This window comes from Bradyrhizobium sp. SYSU BS000235, assembly GCF_049747295.1.
Taxonomy (GTDB): Bacteria; Pseudomonadota; Alphaproteobacteria; order Rhizobiales; family Xanthobacteraceae; genus Afipia.
In genome coordinates this window covers 3,063,066-3,079,488 of sequence record NZ_JBMHJM010000001.1, presented here as the reverse complement: position 1 = coordinate 3,079,488, position 16,423 = coordinate 3,063,066, and the positions used below count along the sequence as shown (strand labels likewise).

The following is a 16,423-nucleotide window of genomic DNA, read 5'->3' as shown; positions in this document are numbered from 1 at the left end:
GTGGTTTTCAATCGATAAATAAACAGCAGTCGCACGGGCAAGGTCTTCGACCGAACGCCGGTAAGAAGCCGTCAGGCGGTCTTCAAAAACGGCTTCGCAGCTTCCGCCGGCTCGATCGGCTGGGCGTCCTGATGGATCGCATAGCCGTTCTTGCCGTCATTCTTGGCAATATAGAGCGCCTGGTCGGCTTCGGCGATCAGCCGGTCGGTGCGACAACCGATCTCTGGACGCCACTGGGCGATACCGACCGAAGCAGAGAGCGAGATGGATGCGCCATTCCATTGCGCGCACTCATCGCGACAGGTTTCGACGATCTGGCGGGCGACGACGGCCGCTTCACGCAGCGTGGTGGATGGCAGCACCACGCAGAATTCGTCACCGCCGATCCGCGCAAGAAGATCTCCGGTCCGCAGCCGGCCCTGTACCGCCCGGGTGAACAGCCGTAGGCATTCGTCACCCGCAGCGTGGCCATGGTTGTCGTTGACTTCCTTGAACCCGTCGAGGTCTATGACCAGCACCGCAAACGGCTGCATCGCGCGGTCAGAGCGCGCGCATTCTTCATCGAGCCGCGCCAGCAGTTGGCGGCGGTTGGCGGCCCCGGTAAGGTCGTCGAACATGGCCAGATTGGCCACTTCGGTCCGCAGACGATCGATCGCCATCAGCAAAAAACCGAAATTCCACGACATGGCGGCGAACACCAGCAGCACGATCATGGCCGCTTGAAATTGATTGAATCCGGTCAACGCCACCGGTCCGCCGATGTTAAGTACGGCAGCCACCGAACGCACACCGTGGACAACGGCAATGAAAATTGTGATGGACACTGCCATCCGGGCACCCGGGCTCACCGGGCGGTTCTCGCGCGCCAGCAAGTCCCGCAGCGACAGCGCAAGCGGCAAGGTCTGTCCGATCGAATAGAATACGATGCGTGCAACGATGTCATCGTCCCAGATCTTGAAATAGGCGAGACAGGCGACGCTGATGCCCGTGATAGCGATGGCCGGCAGCCATGAAACAGGTTTGCCGTAAAAGCGCTTGATGCCCATCATGCCCACACAACAGGCAAAGATGATCAGGCCGTTGCCGAGCAGGATGGGCGTTACCGGATCGATCAGCCCACGCATCATGGAGATTGCGGCCCCGACCGCGGCGATCAGAGCCATAGCGCACCAGTAGCGTGCGGCCTCAAAATTCGGATAGCTGCGAGCGACGTAACTCCAAACGACGCCGATCGCCAGAAAATTGACGACAAAGACGACGAATAATGTCGGCACGCTCAACATACTTGTATCCTGATGGCGCAATACCGCGCCCACTCCGCCCCCGCGGGGCTTCCGTAGCTCACTTCATGCCTCAGCCGATTTCACGTTTTCGGCTTGCCGAAGCGTCATTTGCCCGGAAATTCCAGGCATCCTGCGCCAGTACGCTTAATGGAATCTCACTGCGATCGCATAATCCACAGCGTGGTTTTGAATCCATGAAGGAGACGTCTCGCAGTTTCGAAAATGAATGGAATGTGCCGGCGGATGGCTCTCTTGTGTCCGTTTCCGACATTCGTCGCCCAGCTCTTCGCCGATCGTTAACCGTAACGCAGGGGCTGTGATCGCGGGACGATGTCTGGAAACGTCATAAATTCTGCACAACTTTGGAAAGCGCGAGACAACGCCACGCGAATCAGTTCGGATTGTTATGAGGCTGCTGCACCATGGCCCTCTGCCGAGCAAGCCTCATCTGACGTTATCGTCAACTCAAACCCGAGAGGTTGCTATGGCTAAGAAAGCCAAGAAGGCGAAGAAGGCAGCGAAGAAAGCACCGGCGAAAAAAGCCAAAAAGGCGAAGAAGGCCAAGGCCAAGAAGTAACGCAGCAGATTTCACGTCAATGGCTCGGGCGGAGCCATCCGCTCGAGCTTTCGTTTTAATTCGGATATTTTTCTAACGCGCCGTGCCCTGCTTTTGGCACGGAGACACGGCTGATCAACGCACCGCGCAACGAAGAGCGGGGCACCACGGGCGATCCCCTCTCCTATTGGACACCCGGATCAGGTTTTGAGAGGAGCCGTCGCGGCAACAGCCCGAGCGAGGGATTGCGCACGCGGCACAATACTGTCGACTTCCAGGTATTCCTCCGGGCTGTGAGCCTTTCCTCCGACCGGTCCCGTCCCGCAGAGGGTTGGCGTCCCGATGGCTGACGTAAAGCCTGAGTCCGCGCAACCGCCCGTGAACTCTCCCTCCAGCGTCAAACCGCTGAGCCGCGCAGCCTTCTGATAGATCGACAGAAGGCTGGCATTTCCCGTGGTCTGCTCGAATGGCAGAAACTCGCCCTTGATCCGCAACGTCGCCAAGGTCCCCGCGACATGCTCCTTCCCGACGATGCGTTCGATCTCACCGATAACGCGATCACGGTCGGCATGCCGGACGTATCGCATATCGATTTCACCCGTGGCAGAGGGCGCCACGGTGTTGACCGACTGTCCGCCGGAGATCAGGCCGATGTTCAGGGTGAGCCCAATCGACAGATCCGTCAGCGCCGCGATTTCGACCGTCTTATGCGCGAGCGCGTGAATGGCGCTGTGCCCATCCTGGAAATTGACGCCGGAATGGGCCGCCTTACCCTCAACGTCCATGACCATGAAGATGCCGCCCTTGCGGCCGGACACAACATTTCCGCTCGCACGCCCCGGCTCCGCGTTGTAGACGGCGCGCGCTCCCCGCGCCGTGTCCTCGATCGTGCGGCGTGAGTGAGGCGAGGCGATCTCCTCGTCTGACGTCAACAGCGCCACCAGCGGCGCCGGATTGCCGCCAAACTTCTTGAAGGCGACGAGAACGTAAGCATTGAGGACGAGGCCGCCCTTCATGTCCATGACGCCGGGACCATAGGCACGTCCGTCCTTCACCGTGAAAGGGCGTCGCGCCGCTTCTCCCTTGGCGAACACCGTGTCGCGATGGCCCATCAAAACGATCGGGGCGTTTCCTGATCCAGGGATGCTCGCCCGGAAGATGTCGCCGGCCGTGTTGCCGCTCGGCAGGCGCTCGACATCGATGTCATGACTTCTGAAGAAATCCGCAAAGACCTCTCCGACGGCATCAACGCCGGCCTTGTCGTAGGATCCGCTGTCGATATTGACGACCTTTTCCATCATCGCCAGCATCGCGTCTTGCTGCGATGCCAGCCAGAAACACACTTCTTCTGACATGGGCTTACGGATTCCTTTTCACGTTCTTGTTGCCGCCCTGCAGACAGCGTCTGCCTACTTCCCTGCCAGCCGGTCGGCAAAATAGGCAATGGTCTTGCGATAGATTTCGGCCCGATTCCATTCTCGCATCGCGTCGAAATTGGCCGAGCCTTCATGATAGTCGCCGCCCGCCTTCCAGCCGTTGGTCTTGAGAAGATTGGCGGTGGATGCGAGCACGTCCGGTACGCTGTGGCGCAGATCGACGTGGCCGTTGTTGTCGAAATCAACGCCGTATTTAATATAGGACGACGGCAGAAACTGGGTCTGACCGATCTCGCCGGCATAGGCGCCGATCATGTCGCGCACCGTCAGGTCGCCTCGCTGCACAATTTTCAATGCGGCTAGCAGCTCGCCTTGAAACAAATCCGTGCGGCGGCAGTCATGCGCCATGGTGGCCAACACGCGGAAGACCGGCAGCTTGCCCATGTCCCCCTTGCCGAAATCAGATTCCAGTCCCCAGATTGCCACCAGGATCTCCGCCGGCACGCCGTACTGCTGCTCGATACGCGACAGCAACGAGCCGTGACGCAGCAGCATCGACTTGCCCGTATTGATCCGCCCGGGGCCGACGCGGGTCGAGACATACTGCTCGAACGTCTTGTTGAAGGTGCCGCGCTGGCGCCTATCGAATGCCAACACTGCGCCATCTTGCGTGACGCCCTCGAGAGCCTCCGAAATGACGGGCTGGGAAATGCCGGCCGCCTGCGCCTCGCGCGACATGCTTCCGACGAAGGTCTGAAAATCTCCGCCACATTGGGCGGCAAAGGTGGGGGTGACGGCAAAGACAAAAGCAGAAACAAGAGCGGTCGCGAAGATGCGCGTGACCATGATGAACCCCGTTTGACTATGACCCGACAATGATGACATGGCACTTGCGTCCGAACAATGACGTCCACTGGAGGGCGTTGCCCTGATATGGCGAATATCAATGCGCACAGTTACGCTTCGGTCATGAATGCACCCGCCGCCAATCCCGAAACCCGCTACGATGTATATGTGTTAGCCGGAAAATCCCGGTTTTATTTCCGCAATGACAATCGCGGTGTGACGCTGACCGATGAGCGGATTGCCTGGATGTTGGATGGGCAAAGCGACAGCGCCCCCTTCAAGAACGTTGCTTCGGTCCATCTGGAATCCGGCGGCGGGCTGAACAAGTGCCTGATCAAATTTGCCGACGGCTACCAGTTATTCATCTCGGACAGCAATGCGCGTGGCCTCGCCGACGAGACACAAGCGCCCATCTATCGCGCGTTCGTGCACGACTTCCATGCCCGCCTCGTTGCAGCGGGCGCCACCTCAATCCGCTTTACGGCCGGATACATGGGCGCGCGTTATCACGTGGTCCTGGTGTGCATCCTCCTGCTCTGCCTGCTCTGCGTCGTGGGGTCTCTCGTGATGCTGTTCGTGACCGGATACTTCCAGGTTCTCTTTGCCGCGATGGCCGGCGCCGGATTGTGCTGGCCGCTTGTCTGGCTGATCGGAAAGAATGGGCCTCGCGATTACGATCCAACGCGACCGCCGGAAGAATTGCTGAGATAGGCCGATCCTGAATGGTCTCCCGCCAAAAGCCGCTCAACTTTGTTTGATCCCTTCAGCTCACCACAGTGCGCTACAGGGACACGATGCCATTCCTGATCGATCTATCCGGTTTTGGATTGCAAGTTATGCTGGATCGCAGTTCAAGCATCAAAAACCTGATGCATTTGAGCGGTATCAGCAAGGATCATGCGCCTCCGGGCACCGGCTTTATTTTCGACATCACGTCACTTGGAACGTTGCTTGGAGAATTCATCATGTCGCATCCCGCTCTTGCCCCCGATTCAGTCGCCGTCATCACCGGCGGGGCGTCCGGCATTGGTCTCGCCGCGGCGGCGCGATTTGCGCAGCTTGGCCTGAAGATCTGCATCGCCGATCTCGGCAAAGCGCGGCTCGCGGAGGCCGCGACGGTTGTCGCCGCTGCGGCATCGGATGGTGCCTCCGATGTCATGACCATGGAGGCCGACGTCAGCGACCGCGGACAGATCCAACGACTGGAGGCCGCCGTACACGAGCGTTTCGGCGGCACCGACGTGCTGATGAACAATGCGGGCATCCAGCCCGGCAGTCAGATGTTCGGCCCGCGGGACAACTGGGAACGCATCCTCGGCGTCAATCTGTGGGGCATCATCAATGGCTCGCAGGTGTTTGCGCCCAGCATGATCGCGCGCAAGCGTCCCGGGCTGATCATCAACACCGGCTCCAAGCAGGGCATCACCACCCCGCCGGGCGATCCCGCCTACAATGTCGCCAAGGCCGGCGTGAAGGCGTTCACCGAGGCGCTGCAGCACGAACTGCGCAACACGCCCGCGAGCCAGGTGAGCGCGCATCTGCTGATTCCGGGCTTCGTCTTCACTGGCCTTACCGCGCGCGGCCGCACCGAGAAACCCACTGGCGCCTGGACAGCCGAGCAGACCGTCGATTTCATGATTGAACGGCTCGCCGCCAACGACTTCTACATCCTCTGCCCGGACAACGACGTACCGCGCAAACTCGATGAGAAGCGCATGACCTGGGCCATGGGCGACATCGTCGAGAACCGCCCGCCGTTGTCACGCTGGCATCCGGACTACGCCGAGGCGTTCAAGGCGTTTGTGGAGAGCGAATGATGCAGACCCGCCAGCGAATGCGTTGGAAGGCCTGAGGCCGGGCAATGGCGGATGCGCCTCCTGGACAACGAGGCGCATCGCACATTGTCGGCTCAACGAACGCCGGGTTTGTCACGGTCCAGGTTCTTGGCGGCCAGATTGTCGAGATACTCTTGAAAGTGCACTGCGGCATTCATTCCAAGGTCATGCAAAAAGGCCCAGGAATAGATCCCGGTGTTGTGCATGTCGTCGAAGCCAATCCGCACCGCGTAATTCCCGACCGGATCGACCGAGAGGATGGCGACATTGCGCTTGCCGCCGACGGTCTTTCGTTCCGCGTCCGAATGCCCCTGAACCTCCGCCGAGGGGCTGTTCACGCGAAGCAGCTCCGCCGGCAAGGTGAAGCTGGAGGCATCGTCGAACGTGATGTTCAGCGAACGCCTGTCTTTCGTGACGCGAATTTCGACCGGCCAGACGGGACTGCTCAAGCGACTGTCCTACTCACATGATATCTCTTGCAGCGCACGTTTTCGTGCTCATGTGCGGCACAAGCGCGACAACAGACGGCTTGCTTTGCCCAATTCTCAGGCCCATAAAATGGAACTGTAAGGTGCTTTGATAGAGGAATGCCATGAAGACTTTTATTGTCGCATTGGTTTTCGCGGCTCTGTCAGCTGCCGCGGTGTCGGTGTTACTCAACAAGTTTCAAGAGCCCGGCTACGTTGCTTTCTCAACAAGCGGAGCTCGTGTTGGGGATCCTGGCCACAATCTGGTTGGATCTAACTGGTCAGGAGAAAACCGCGTTGGAAAGTCCTGAGAACTGATCGCCTTGTGCGGGCCCGCACGGTCCTATTTATCCGCGTGTTGAACTCCGACGCTCAAAGGGACCACTCAGCCATGCTTGATAGTCCCTTTACGTTGGTGCGAACCTAGCTACTCCGCAGGCATCGCCCGCGGGCTTCCCGTACCGGGCACGTGGCCTTTCTCCTCTTCCTCCTCGACCCAGAGCGAGTGATGCTGCTCGGCCCAGTTGAGATCGACTTCGCCCGTCCCCATCGCATCGAACGCGCCCTCCATCCCAACCGTGCCGATGTAGATGTGGGCCAAAATCCCCGCCATGAAAAGCATGGCGATCACGGCGTGAATGATTGTCCAGAACTGCAACACGGTGACGTTTGCGGGGATATACGGGAACAGCAAAAACCACCCGGAAACAGACATCAACGCACCGCCGACGATAACCATCCAGAAGACGCCCTTCTGGCCGGCATTAAAGCGCTTGGCAGGCGGGTGTTCGCCGTTCTTCAGTAGGCCGCCGCCCTTCTTAAGCCATATGAAATCGACCCTGCCCGGGATGTTGTCCTTGATCCAGATGAAGAACATCAGCACGAGGCCGAGCATGAATGGGAACGCGAGATAGTTGTGTGCGATCTTGCCCCATGCGGTCAGCGTGGCGAACGCGTCAGCGCCAAACAGCGGCAAGATCAACACGCGCCCAAAGCTGATGTTCAGGCCCGACAGCGCCAGAATGACAAAACACGTCGCCGTCATCCAATGGACGAAGCGCTCGAAGCTCGCAAAGCGCAGAATCTTGATACCGGAAAAGCCGTGCTCGATGCGAATACGCCCGCGTATCGCCAGGAAGATCGCCAAAATCGCCAGCATGCCGAGGATGGCGACGCCGCCGAGAATCGGAAGTTTGGAGCGCTGAAAGTCACGCCAATCGCGACCAAGCGGCTGGATCAGGCTGGACGCCATCGGGTCGGGGATCGTGATCCGGCCAGTGATTTTAGTTTTGTCGCCGTCCCTGATCGCCTGGAGAAGCTGGTCTTCGTGAACAGCGTCGGCGGTCGGCTTGAAGGACTGCTGCGCGGTAGCCGGCTGCGCAAGCACGAACAGCAGCGCAATGGCGGCGCATACGGTCTTGAGGGTTGAGAGCGAGATCGACATCGGCACAACCTTCCCGTTTCCATTCAAAATAAACCCAAGCACGATGCTGTCGATGGCGCTGAACGGTTTGGCGCTTTCTCTAGCCCGTCGGTGAGTCGCTATAGGCTGTCTTCCAGCCCCACATGCCCGAACCGTAGCCACGCTTCATCACACGCTCCTTGTAGATTTCCGCGATAATGGCGCCGTCACCGGCAAGGAGCGATTTGGTCGAGCACATTTCAGCGCAAAGCGGCAGCTTGCCTTCCGCAAGACGATTGGCGCCGTATTTCGCATATTCCGCTGGCGAGAAATCCGGCTCCGGACCGCCGGCGCAATAGGTGCACTTGTCCATCTTGCCGCGGGAGCCGAAGTTTCCGATCTTTGGATACTGTGGTGCACCGAACGGGCACGCATAGAAGCAATATCCGCAACCGATGCACAGATCCTTCGAGTGCAGGACGACGCCGTCTGCCGTGGTGTAGAAACACGACACCGGGCAGACTGCCGCACAAGGCGCATCTGTGCAGTGCATGCAAGCCATTGAGACCGAGCGTTCGCCGGGTTTGCCGTCGTTGATCGTGACGACGCGCCGTCGATTGATGCCCCAAGGCACCTCATGCTCATTCTTGCAGGCCGTCACACAGGCATTGCACTCGATGCAACGGTCGGCATCACAAAGAAATTTGACGCGAGCCATCTTCTATTCTCCTCTCACGCCGATTGGATCTGGCAGAGGGACACCTTGCCCTCGTGCATACCTGTGACCGGATCGTAGCCGTAGGTCGTGATCGTGTTCGCGCTTTCGCCGAGCACGATCGGATCGCATCCCTTCGGATAGTTGCCGCGCTGATCGACACCCTGGAACCAGCCGCTGAAGTGGAAGGGCATATACGCGACGCCCTTGCCCACACGATCGGTGACGAGGGCTTTCATGCGGGCCTTTGAGCCGTTCTCCGCACCGGTGACCCACACCCAACCGCCATCCCTGATGCCGCGGTCGGCGGCGTCGGACGTATTCACCTCGACGAACATGTCCTGCTGCAATTCAGCCAACCAACGGTTCGAACGCGTCTCTTCGCCGCCGCCCTCGTATTCCACGAGACGACCCGTGGTGAGGATGATCGGGAATTGCTTCGCGATCCCCTTGTCCACTGCGGCCTTCTGAATCGAGAATCCGAGATTGGCCATGCGGAACTGACGTCCGTCCGGCCGTGTCGGATATTTGGCAACCAACTCAGGACGCGGTGAGTAGATCGGCTCGCGATGAACCGGGACCGGGTCCGGAAGATTCCACGCTACCGCGCGGGCCTTGCCGTTGCCGTAAGCCATCACGCCGTGATCGAGCGTCACGCGGATGATGCCACCGGACAGATCGATCGCCCACCCTACGCTGTCCGGATTGTTACCGCCGATCTTGTTGATGGTGGCGAGTTCATCTTCGGTGAGATCCTTGTCCCAACCGAGCTTTTTCAGCACGCCATAGGTGAACTCGGGGTAACCGTCGGTCAGTTCGGAGCCTTTGCTGTAGGATCCCTCGGCCAGCATGTTGACGTTCTTGACCGAGCCGTCGGGCTGCTTCTCTTCACGCACGACACCAAAGCGCGCGCGGAACGTTCCGCCACCGTCCTTCACATGAAGATTGGTGTTGTAGAGCGTATGCGTCCCTGGATGTTTGATCTGCGGTGTGCCCCAGCACGGCCACGGCAGGCCGTAATAATCGCCGCCGACCTCCGGCTCGTCGGCCTTTGCACGCAGCGTCACCAGATCGAACTTGCCCTGATTGTTCATGTGCGCCTTCAGCCGCTCCGGAGATTGACCGGAATAGCCGGTCGAGAAGCCACCTCGGTTGATTTCCCGCAGCAGGTCTTCGGGCGATGGGCGATTGTTGTCCACCTGGATGTTCTTGAACATCGGCTCGGCAAATCCGAGCTTCTTTGAAAGCAGGTAGATGATCTCGTAGTCGTCCTTCGATTCGAAGATCGGCTTCACGATCATCTCGCCCCATTGCAGCGAGCGGTTCGAGGCGGTTCGTGAGCCCGATGTCTCGAACTGAGTACAGGCCGGCAAAAGGTAAGTGCCGTTCTTGCGGTTCGAGATCGCAGCAAACGTCGTCGGATGCGGATCGGCCACCACCAGGAGCTCGAGCTTCTCGATGCCTTTCACCATCTCCGTCATGCGCGGAATGGTATTGCCGCCGTGGCCCATAATGACCACGCCCTTCACGACGTCCCGCTGATCGACTTCGTCAGGATTCGCAAGCGTCGCATCGAACCAGCGAGTCCACGGAATGCCCGGTAATTCCATGTTTTGCTTGCGCGTGCGAGCCGGACGGCCGGCTTTTGCCGGAACTTCATCGAACCGCGACTGGAAGTAATCGTAGTCAACTTCCCAGACGCGGGCCCAGTGCTTCCACGCCCCCTCGACCAGACCGTAGTAGAGCGGCAGCGATGTGATATCGAGACCGATGTCGGTCGCCCCTTGCACGTTGCAGTGGCCGCGGAAGATGTTGGCGCCCGTCCCGAAGGAGCCGACATTGCCGGTTGCGAGCAGCAATGTGCAATAAGCGCGCACGTTCGCGGTGCCGACGGTGTGCTGCGTTCCACCCATGCACCAGATAAAGCAGGCGGGCTTCACCTTCGCGAAGGTCTCGGCAATTTTCTTCATCTGTTCGCCCGGGATGCCGGTGACCCGCTCTACCTCCTCGGGCGTCCACTTCGCGACCTCGGCACGAATCTGATCCATGCCGTAAACACGCTGGGCAATGAACTCCTTATCTTCCCAGCCATTGTTGAAGATGTGGTGCAACAGGCCCCAGATCACCGCGATATCGGTGCCGCCACGGAAACGAACATATTCGGTCGCGTGGGCAGCGGTTCGCGTGAAGCGCGGATCCAGAACGAAGACGTTGGCCCGGTTGATTTCCTTGCCCGTCAGAATGTGCTGCAGCGATACCGGGTGCGCCTCGGCTGCGTTCGATCCCATAAAGACGATCGTCTTCGAATTCCGAATGTCGTTGTAGGAATTGGTCATGGCGCCGTAGCCCCATGTATTGGCTACGCCCGCGACCGTCGTCGAGTGACAGATACGCGCTTGGTGGTCGATCGAATTCGTTCCCCAGAAAGCGGCAAACTTGCGGAAGAGATATCCACCTTCGTTGGAGAACTTCGCCGAACCGAGGAGGTACACGGAGTCCGCGCCGGACTTGCCGCGGATCTCGAGCATCTTGTCGCCGATCTCATTGATCGCCTGATCCCATGCGATCTTCTGCCACTCGCCGTTGACCAGTTTCATCGGATATTTTAGCCGGCGGTCGCCGTGCACCAGTTCGCGCACCGAGGCGCCCTTGGCGCAATGTGAACCGCGATTGAGCGGGCTATCCCAAGCCGGCTCCTGGCCGACCCAGACACCGTTCTGAATCTCGGCAATCACCGTGCAGCCCACGGAGCAATGCGTGCAGATGTTCTTTCTGACTTCAGTCGGTGCACCGACGACCATCGGGCCGGCTTGCGCCTTGCGCACCGATCCGAGCGGCGCCAGTCCGATCGCGGCTCCGGCACCGGCAACCAGACCGGAGCGGCGCAGGAATGTGCGGCGGTCGAGAACGCCTGAAGCCAATCCAGCGGCCATGCCTTGCAATCGCGGGCGGCCTGCTGATCCTTCTCTTCGCTTCATCAACATGTGCGTGTTTCCATCAATAGCGGTTGACGCGATAGAAGTTTTTGACGTGATCGGTCAGCCTGTAGCGGGCCTTGACGCGGTCGGCTTGCGACTCGCTGTCCGCCTCTGCCTCGGTGCCGGTCATCGGGACGATCGCAGCGGCTGCGACAGCCGATCCGCCCATCATGAAGAAACGACGGCGATCGAGGCCCTTAACCTTCGGGCTCTTGCTCTCGCCCTTGAGCGTTTGGATCTTGGAGGGCTTGCTCATTGCGATCTCCTTCCAGTCAGTTTCCGTTTGGCCTTCCGCGTTACTCGGACAGCGTGAAGGCCTCCGATTCCAGCTCCATAAACACGCGGCCTAAGCGGCCGACCGCACGATAGAATTTTGCGGATTTGGATATCTCGAGGTCGGCGAACATCCGCGCCGCCCAGGGCTTCAGATGCCGCTCGAAAAACCGCGCCTGCATCGCGAAGTCTGCATCGAACCCGCCGCGCGCGAGATTGGCCATGACTTCAAGCAGGATCGCGATGTGATCTTCAGGCTCGCGTGATGGACCTGCCCGCTCGATCCCGAGCAGATCGAAGTCTTCGCGGACGCGCGCCAAAGGACGCTCGTGAAGAAAACCTGTCAGGTAATACGACGCATAGGGCAGCACCTCGCCCCGACCCAACCCAATAAACAGATCGAAGAATTCTCTGCTGACAGCGCGCTCATCCATCTCCGTCGCTGCGGCGGCGAGCTCGACATGCGCCATGCCGAGATCGGATGCATCGCCTTTGAGTGTCGCAACGCGCGCCAATGTCGTCGCATCGGGCGCTTTGCCGAGTAGCAGAGAAAGCAAATCGTACTCAGCCGCACGAAGCTGATCAATTTCATCGATGTTGGATGACACACCAGGCCCCGCTGATCCGTAGAGATCGGGGCGAAGGATGAAACGCGGAACGCTCGTCAGCGCCTCAATGGTCAGGACTCTTTCCGCCGGGATGCGCGACCACAATGATACCGACGGCTGCGAAATGCCAACAGCTCTTGCCAGCGACGCAACGCCGCCTGCTGCTTTGATTGCCTGCTCTAAACCGGCGTCTCGCATGGTACGAACCGAGTTCCCCTCGCCCGTGCCTTTCAAACGAGGCATCTTCCTAGAACTAGTATAGTTCTAAACTTAACTCATAGGTTCGTCCTATGCTTCAAAAAACTGCGAGTTAAATCCTTGGTTTAGCAGTGCCATGTCGTCGCACCTGTTGTTGCGGTGCATTGCGCTCAGGGGATTCTTCAACTCGGGAATTTTCAACCTGAACTTGCTTCATATTTTCGTCTTGCCTCGATACGGATGTCGGCCCCGTCGGCAAGTCAGACAGTCTCAACTGCTGAGGGGATAGGTCCGGCTGCACATCTTCCGGTGCATCGATACCGATCTCGCTGCTCGCCGGTTCAACTGCATCACGGCGATGAGACAAGACGTCTGACCTATCCGCATCTTCCGTCTTCGAATCGCTGCCCATGATCTGCTGCACCATTTTCGCGATGTCAGTGCCGGGTGCGAGTTCGCTGTTGCCGGGCACACCACCCGGCGTATTCCAATCATAGGCGTAATCGAGCGCAGGGTTCACGTAATTGCGGATCGCGGAATCCGACGCCCAGGCCTTTCGCAAAGCCGCATTCCGCAAACTCTCAGGCACGCCCCTACGCAGGAACGCGGTGATATCGGTGACCTCCGTGATGTCTTCCAACTTCGGCAGACTGGATAGGTCGAACGGCTCGTCAGCAGCGCCTTCGGTCGTCAGTCCAGTTTGAGCTTCCGTATCCTCCAGCGGCTTTGCAACGGCATCGCCCGTGTCCTGAAGCTTTGCCTCGCGCTTGCGTTGCGACCAGCGCGACAGAAAGTCCTTGCCGTTATCCTGCTCGTCTTCACTCATGCGCCATCCTTACCACCGGGCAGATCTTCGCCAGGTTTGCGATCGACATTTACCCGATCGCGCGTGCGCTTGTGGAAGACGTGCTCGACATGAAACTTATCGACAAAGGCTGCGACCCAGGACGCGATATCCGGTGGCATCGGGACCGTGCCAATCACATCGGTGCCGCTTTCAAACATCGCTTCCCCTTCGGTCGGATCGGCGGTCACCTTCGTGAGCTCAAGCTCCGGTCCGCCGCCCTGACGGCGAAGCGCAACCCATATCTGAGGCGCACCATCGGCAAGATTGTCACGATAGTTCGCCGTCTCCGCGCGGAACAACTCGATCGTCGCGCAGCCAGCATAGTACAATGTCGCCTCAGAATCCTGCGACAGCATCGTCCACGGCGCAGTCGAGGGAACCTCTTCAAGAACCGTCACCGGCGACCACACATGATCGATCCAGGGATTATCGATCGCACGGCGGCGAAGCACCACGCCGACCTCTCGGGATGCCTCGGTCATTGTCATGGTTGACCTCCCGTTTCTAACAAATCATGCGACATTCGCCGCGAGCGGCAAACCGACGACAAGATTCTGTGGCTTCAGCCGCACCATCTTGTCCGTGTCCATCGCCAGAATGAGATAGATCGGCTTGGCTCCGACGCGCTCATCGACAATGTGCGCATCTTCGAAGGTCAGGCGCATCAGGGCAACGATCCCTCCGGCAGCATCTGCCCCTGCGACGTCGCCGTTCCACAAAGCATTGCCTATTCTGGTGCCGTCACTGTCGAGGCCGACAAACCAGCGCCAATCACGATCCTCGATCGATGCCGTCGATTCGACCTTCACGGCGACGCCGAGAAGGTGAGCAATCCAGCGTTCGATCACGCGGCTCAACCCATCTCGCGCCTTGGGATTGCCGCCGATATTCATGACCATTGCATGGGCGTCCGACTGCGACCAGTAGGTCCAGGCATTGTCGTCATCCATGACGTCCATTTCGCCGAACGCTTGCGGATGCAGCATTGCGGTCAGCGGCGAAGAATGAAGATCTTGCTGTGCGTTGTACTGCGCCTCGACGACTTCGGCATCGGCCAACAACAGCGAGCCCTCGTGAATCGTAGCTCTCTGGGCGCGATAGAACAGTTCTGCGGCGCGCAGCACATAGGGGTCGTCGCACCCATCAAGTGCATTACGCAGGATAAGGTGGCACAGTTGCGAGAGAAAAATTGGCGGCACATCGCTGGCGCCGTTGCGCGCGAGCGATACATACACCGCTTCAAGCGAGGGAGCCGCTAGAATCCGGTCACGAAATGCCATCATGAAAGTCCAGTTCTCGCGCGCGTCGGCATCCGCAAGCGCGGCAATATCGGCCTTTGCAACTGGACGAAACGGGTCAGCCAGCAGGCTCGCATGCAGGTTGCGCTCGGCATCGCACGCCTCATCAGGCGGCATCAACTCCGGGCGCGCCAGATACGCCATGAACAGTTCAGGCGTCGCAGTCAGCCCGCCGTGGCTGGTCCGGCGCGTCAGATGGTGACCCGAGGCGACCCAGAATTCTCTCATGTGCCGTCCGCCTTGATATGTCCGGTGTCGCGAAGCCCGAGAAGGTCGACCTCCTCGATTGGCTCATCGCCCTCGACCTCATGAAAGGTAAAGGCGGGGGCGTGGCTGTGCAATCGATCCCCACCCGGCTCCATCGCCCGCGGCTTGAGCGTGCGGAATCGCTCCCGGATTTCGCCACCTTCAACAGTTCGTTGCACTGCCAAGATCGTCTGCGGCGAATGATCGCACAACGACGACGCGAAGGTGACTTCGTCTTCGGCCGCTGCACGCGCAACATCCATATTCGGCGCACCGAATCTCGCGATCAGATGCGCGGCGAGCCGTTCGACGATAGCAGACCTTTCAGCGTCCGTTGCATCGGTGACGACAGCCAGCGTGGACCACCCAAGGCTGTCGACACCAAGAAAGCCGGAGCGTAGCGCAACGCGCTGCTTCTGTCCGAGCGCGGCGAAATCGCAATTCCAGAACACAAAGGCGCCCGATACGGCCCATTCGCCCGGCTCGGCAGCGCGCTCAAACACAAACGTGTCCGACGGATCGAGCCTAATCGCGCGCGGAAGTTTCATGATCCGCTCCACCCTAATTTCGGAGCTCGATTGACAGGATCGTACCACGCGACCTTCGCGAGCCTCTCAACAAGACTGTTCCGCACTGGCGGTCCATTCGTCGCAGTCGTTTTGAGGAGATCACCATTCACATCGATACGCCGCCGCTCGTTAGTGGTCTCCTTGGACAGCCTCTCCAGATAGTCGCGCGCCAGTGGATCGAAACCGCGCTCATTCCATTGATCGAATGCCGTCATGAGATGGCGGGCAAAACTGCCGATGATCGCCTCCGTATCGACCATCTCGAAACCCTCGTTCAGAAGCGCAACTCCACGCGCGGCCTCGGCTTCTTCAATATGCGCCATGTCCGCCGCGCGCAGGATGACGCCGAACACCAGCCATGCCGGCACTTCTGTCTCGCCACAGTCCTTCGGCCAGCCAAGCCGCGCGCCACCCAGCACGCCGCCATCGAACAGGATTGTATCCGGCCAGATAAACTCCACCTGACGCTCGGGCGGGCAATGGGCCGCGATGGCATCCGTGGTCGCATTCATTCCGGCAAAGAATGCGCGGCGCGCCGACGCCAGTGGCTCGTCCGGCTCAAGCACGACGGCGAACTCGACGAGGTCGTAGCGACGGACCCAAACCAGCGTTCCGGCACCGGCCTCCCCGGCAATGTCGCAGCCATGAGCAAATGCGTCACCGTGCTCGCGCAGCGCGACGAGCGTATAGCCCGGAGGCAGGTCGAGCGGCTCCTGTGTGTGGGTGGGACGCGAATTCATCATCCGACCAATTTTCTCCAACCCTTTGTAGTTGGACAGTCTATGCTTTCTCGGTCAAGGTGGCCGGAGTGCCTGTACGGAACACATATTCGGCACCATGTAATGAACAGCGAGATTGTTGCGCGGCTTGGAAACAATTCAAGGTCGTCAAACATGAGTGGCTCAAAGTCCTGCCTTCTGATTTGC

16 protein-coding genes are annotated in these 16,423 nt (G+C 59.4%); 2 read left to right on the top strand and 14 right to left on the bottom strand.

From position 1 onward, the window contains the following. Positions 1 to 71 precede the first annotated feature (71 nt). The 3 genes from ACP0KA_RS14325 to ACP0KA_RS14315 all read right to left on the bottom strand — a co-directional run bounded on the left by ACP0KA_RS14325 (position 72) and on the right by ACP0KA_RS14315 (position 4,061). On the bottom strand, positions 72 to 1,283 hold the full coding sequence (locus tag ACP0KA_RS14325; RefSeq protein ID WP_424629419.1) for a GGDEF domain-containing protein: 1,212 nt from the start codon (positions 1,281 to 1,283) through the stop codon (positions 72 to 74). 756 nt (positions 1,284 to 2,039) lie between these two features. Then, the gene (locus tag ACP0KA_RS14320) at positions 2,040 to 3,194 is read right to left on the bottom strand and encodes a M20 family metallopeptidase (protein ID WP_424629418.1); all 1,155 of its coding nucleotides are present in this window, start codon (positions 3,192 to 3,194) and stop codon (positions 2,040 to 2,042) included. 54 nt (positions 3,195 to 3,248) lie between these two features. Next, entirely contained in the window at positions 3,249 to 4,061 is an 813-nt protein-coding gene (locus ACP0KA_RS14315) for a lytic murein transglycosylase (protein WP_424631608.1), read from the bottom strand. 87 nt (positions 4,062 to 4,148) lie between these two features. Here ACP0KA_RS14315 and ACP0KA_RS14310 point away from each other — a divergent pair, with 87 nt between their 5' ends. Together ACP0KA_RS14310 and ACP0KA_RS14305 are read left to right on the top strand one after the other, a co-directional pair. Further along, the gene (locus tag ACP0KA_RS14310; RefSeq protein WP_424629417.1) at positions 4,149 to 4,772 is read left to right on the top strand and encodes a hypothetical protein; all 624 of its coding nucleotides are present in this window, start codon (positions 4,149 to 4,151) and stop codon (positions 4,770 to 4,772) included. 254 nt (positions 4,773 to 5,026) lie between these two features. After that, a complete protein-coding gene (locus tag ACP0KA_RS14305; RefSeq protein ID WP_424631607.1) occupies positions 5,027 to 5,878 on the top strand; it encodes an SDR family NAD(P)-dependent oxidoreductase in 852 nt (283 codons plus the stop codon). A gap of 92 nt (positions 5,879 to 5,970) precedes the next feature. Here the strand turns inward: ACP0KA_RS14305 and ACP0KA_RS14300 are convergent, their stop codons facing one another. The 11 genes from ACP0KA_RS14300 to ACP0KA_RS14250 form a co-directional block, all read right to left on the bottom strand. Further along, a complete protein-coding gene (locus ACP0KA_RS14300; RefSeq protein ID WP_424629416.1) occupies positions 5,971 to 6,345 on the bottom strand; it encodes a gamma-butyrobetaine hydroxylase-like domain-containing protein in 375 nt (124 codons plus the stop codon). Between the two features lie 445 nt (positions 6,346 to 6,790). Then, a complete protein-coding gene (locus ACP0KA_RS14295; RefSeq protein ID WP_424629415.1) occupies positions 6,791 to 7,807 on the bottom strand; it encodes a formate dehydrogenase subunit gamma in 1,017 nt (338 codons plus the stop codon). Between the two features lie 79 nt (positions 7,808 to 7,886). Beyond that, complete coding sequence (gene fdh3B, locus ACP0KA_RS14290; protein ID WP_424629414.1) at positions 7,887 to 8,483, bottom strand: formate dehydrogenase FDH3 subunit beta; 597 nt, start codon at positions 8,481 to 8,483, stop codon at positions 7,887 to 7,889. 14 nt (positions 8,484 to 8,497) lie between these two features. Next, positions 8,498 to 11,464: a formate dehydrogenase subunit alpha gene (locus tag ACP0KA_RS14285; RefSeq protein WP_424629413.1), complete on the bottom strand. Its 2,967-nt coding sequence runs from the start codon at positions 11,462 to 11,464 to the stop codon at positions 8,498 to 8,500. Between the two features lie 13 nt (positions 11,465 to 11,477). After that, positions 11,478 to 11,714, bottom strand: coding sequence for a hypothetical protein (locus ACP0KA_RS14280; protein ID WP_424629412.1), 237 nt, complete (start codon positions 11,712 to 11,714; stop codon positions 11,478 to 11,480). A 40-nt stretch (positions 11,715 to 11,754) separates the two neighbouring features. Then, on the bottom strand, positions 11,755 to 12,537 hold the full coding sequence (locus tag ACP0KA_RS14275; protein WP_424629411.1) for a Cro/CI family transcriptional regulator: 783 nt from the start codon (positions 12,535 to 12,537) through the stop codon (positions 11,755 to 11,757). A gap of 112 nt (positions 12,538 to 12,649) precedes the next feature. Continuing rightward, positions 12,650 to 13,363: a DUF3306 domain-containing protein gene (locus ACP0KA_RS14270; RefSeq protein ID WP_424629410.1), complete on the bottom strand. Its 714-nt coding sequence runs from the start codon at positions 13,361 to 13,363 to the stop codon at positions 12,650 to 12,652. Next, on the bottom strand, positions 13,360 to 13,872 hold the full coding sequence (locus ACP0KA_RS14265; RefSeq protein WP_424629409.1) for a DUF3305 domain-containing protein: 513 nt from the start codon (positions 13,870 to 13,872) through the stop codon (positions 13,360 to 13,362). The genes ACP0KA_RS14270 and ACP0KA_RS14265 overlap by 4 nt, the downstream gene beginning before the upstream one ends. 24 nt (positions 13,873 to 13,896) lie before the next feature. Then, positions 13,897 to 14,910 carry a DUF6352 family protein gene (locus ACP0KA_RS14260; RefSeq protein ID WP_424629408.1) on the bottom strand — a complete coding sequence of 338 codons (1,014 nt, stop codon included), beginning with the start codon at positions 14,908 to 14,910 and terminating at the stop codon, positions 13,897 to 13,899. Then, positions 14,907 to 15,476, bottom strand: coding sequence for a DUF6505 family protein (locus ACP0KA_RS14255; RefSeq protein ID WP_424629407.1), 570 nt, complete (start codon positions 15,474 to 15,476; stop codon positions 14,907 to 14,909). Before ACP0KA_RS14255 ends, ACP0KA_RS14260 begins: the two co-directional genes overlap by 4 nt. Next, on the bottom strand, positions 15,473 to 16,237 hold the full coding sequence (locus ACP0KA_RS14250) for a biotin/lipoate--protein ligase family protein (RefSeq protein ID WP_424629406.1): 765 nt from the start codon (positions 16,235 to 16,237) through the stop codon (positions 15,473 to 15,475). Before ACP0KA_RS14250 ends, ACP0KA_RS14255 begins: the two co-directional genes overlap by 4 nt. Between the last annotated feature and the right edge of the window lie 186 nt (positions 16,238 to 16,423).

Coding starts and splice junctions, on each gene's coding strand:
- ACP0KA_RS14325 (WP_424629419.1), bottom strand. CDS start 1,283: ATGTTGAGCGTGCCGACATTATTCGTCGTCTTTGTCGTCAATTTTCTG.
- ACP0KA_RS14320 (WP_424629418.1), bottom strand. CDS start 3,194: ATGTCAGAAGAAGTGTGTTTCTGGCTGGCATCGCAGCAAGACGCGATG.
- ACP0KA_RS14315 (WP_424631608.1), bottom strand. CDS start 4,061: ATGGTCACGCGCATCTTCGCGACCGCTCTTGTTTCTGCTTTTGTCTTT.
- ACP0KA_RS14310 (WP_424629417.1), top strand. CDS start 4,149: ATGGCGAATATCAATGCGCACAGTTACGCTTCGGTCATGAATGCACCC.
- ACP0KA_RS14305 (WP_424631607.1), top strand. CDS start 5,027: ATGTCGCATCCCGCTCTTGCCCCCGATTCAGTCGCCGTCATCACCGGC.
- ACP0KA_RS14295 (WP_424629415.1), bottom strand. CDS start 7,807: ATGTCGATCTCGCTCTCAACCCTCAAGACCGTATGCGCCGCCATTGCG.
- fdh3B (WP_424629414.1), bottom strand. CDS start 8,483: ATGGCTCGCGTCAAATTTCTTTGTGATGCCGACCGTTGCATCGAGTGC.
- ACP0KA_RS14285 (WP_424629413.1), bottom strand. CDS start 11,464: ATGTTGATGAAGCGAAGAGAAGGATCAGCAGGCCGCCCGCGATTGCAA.
- ACP0KA_RS14280 (WP_424629412.1), bottom strand. CDS start 11,714: ATGAGCAAGCCCTCCAAGATCCAAACGCTCAAGGGCGAGAGCAAGAGC.
- ACP0KA_RS14275 (WP_424629411.1), bottom strand. CDS start 12,537: ATGCGAGACGCCGGTTTAGAGCAGGCAATCAAAGCAGCAGGCGGCGTT.
- ACP0KA_RS14270 (WP_424629410.1), bottom strand. CDS start 13,363: ATGAGTGAAGACGAGCAGGATAACGGCAAGGACTTTCTGTCGCGCTGG.
- ACP0KA_RS14265 (WP_424629409.1), bottom strand. CDS start 13,872: ATGACAATGACCGAGGCATCCCGAGAGGTCGGCGTGGTGCTTCGCCGC.
- ACP0KA_RS14260 (WP_424629408.1), bottom strand. CDS start 14,910: ATGAGAGAATTCTGGGTCGCCTCGGGTCACCATCTGACGCGCCGGACC.
- ACP0KA_RS14255 (WP_424629407.1), bottom strand. CDS start 15,476: ATGAAACTTCCGCGCGCGATTAGGCTCGATCCGTCGGACACGTTTGTG.
- ACP0KA_RS14250 (WP_424629406.1), bottom strand. CDS start 16,237: ATGAATTCGCGTCCCACCCACACACAGGAGCCGCTCGACCTGCCTCCG.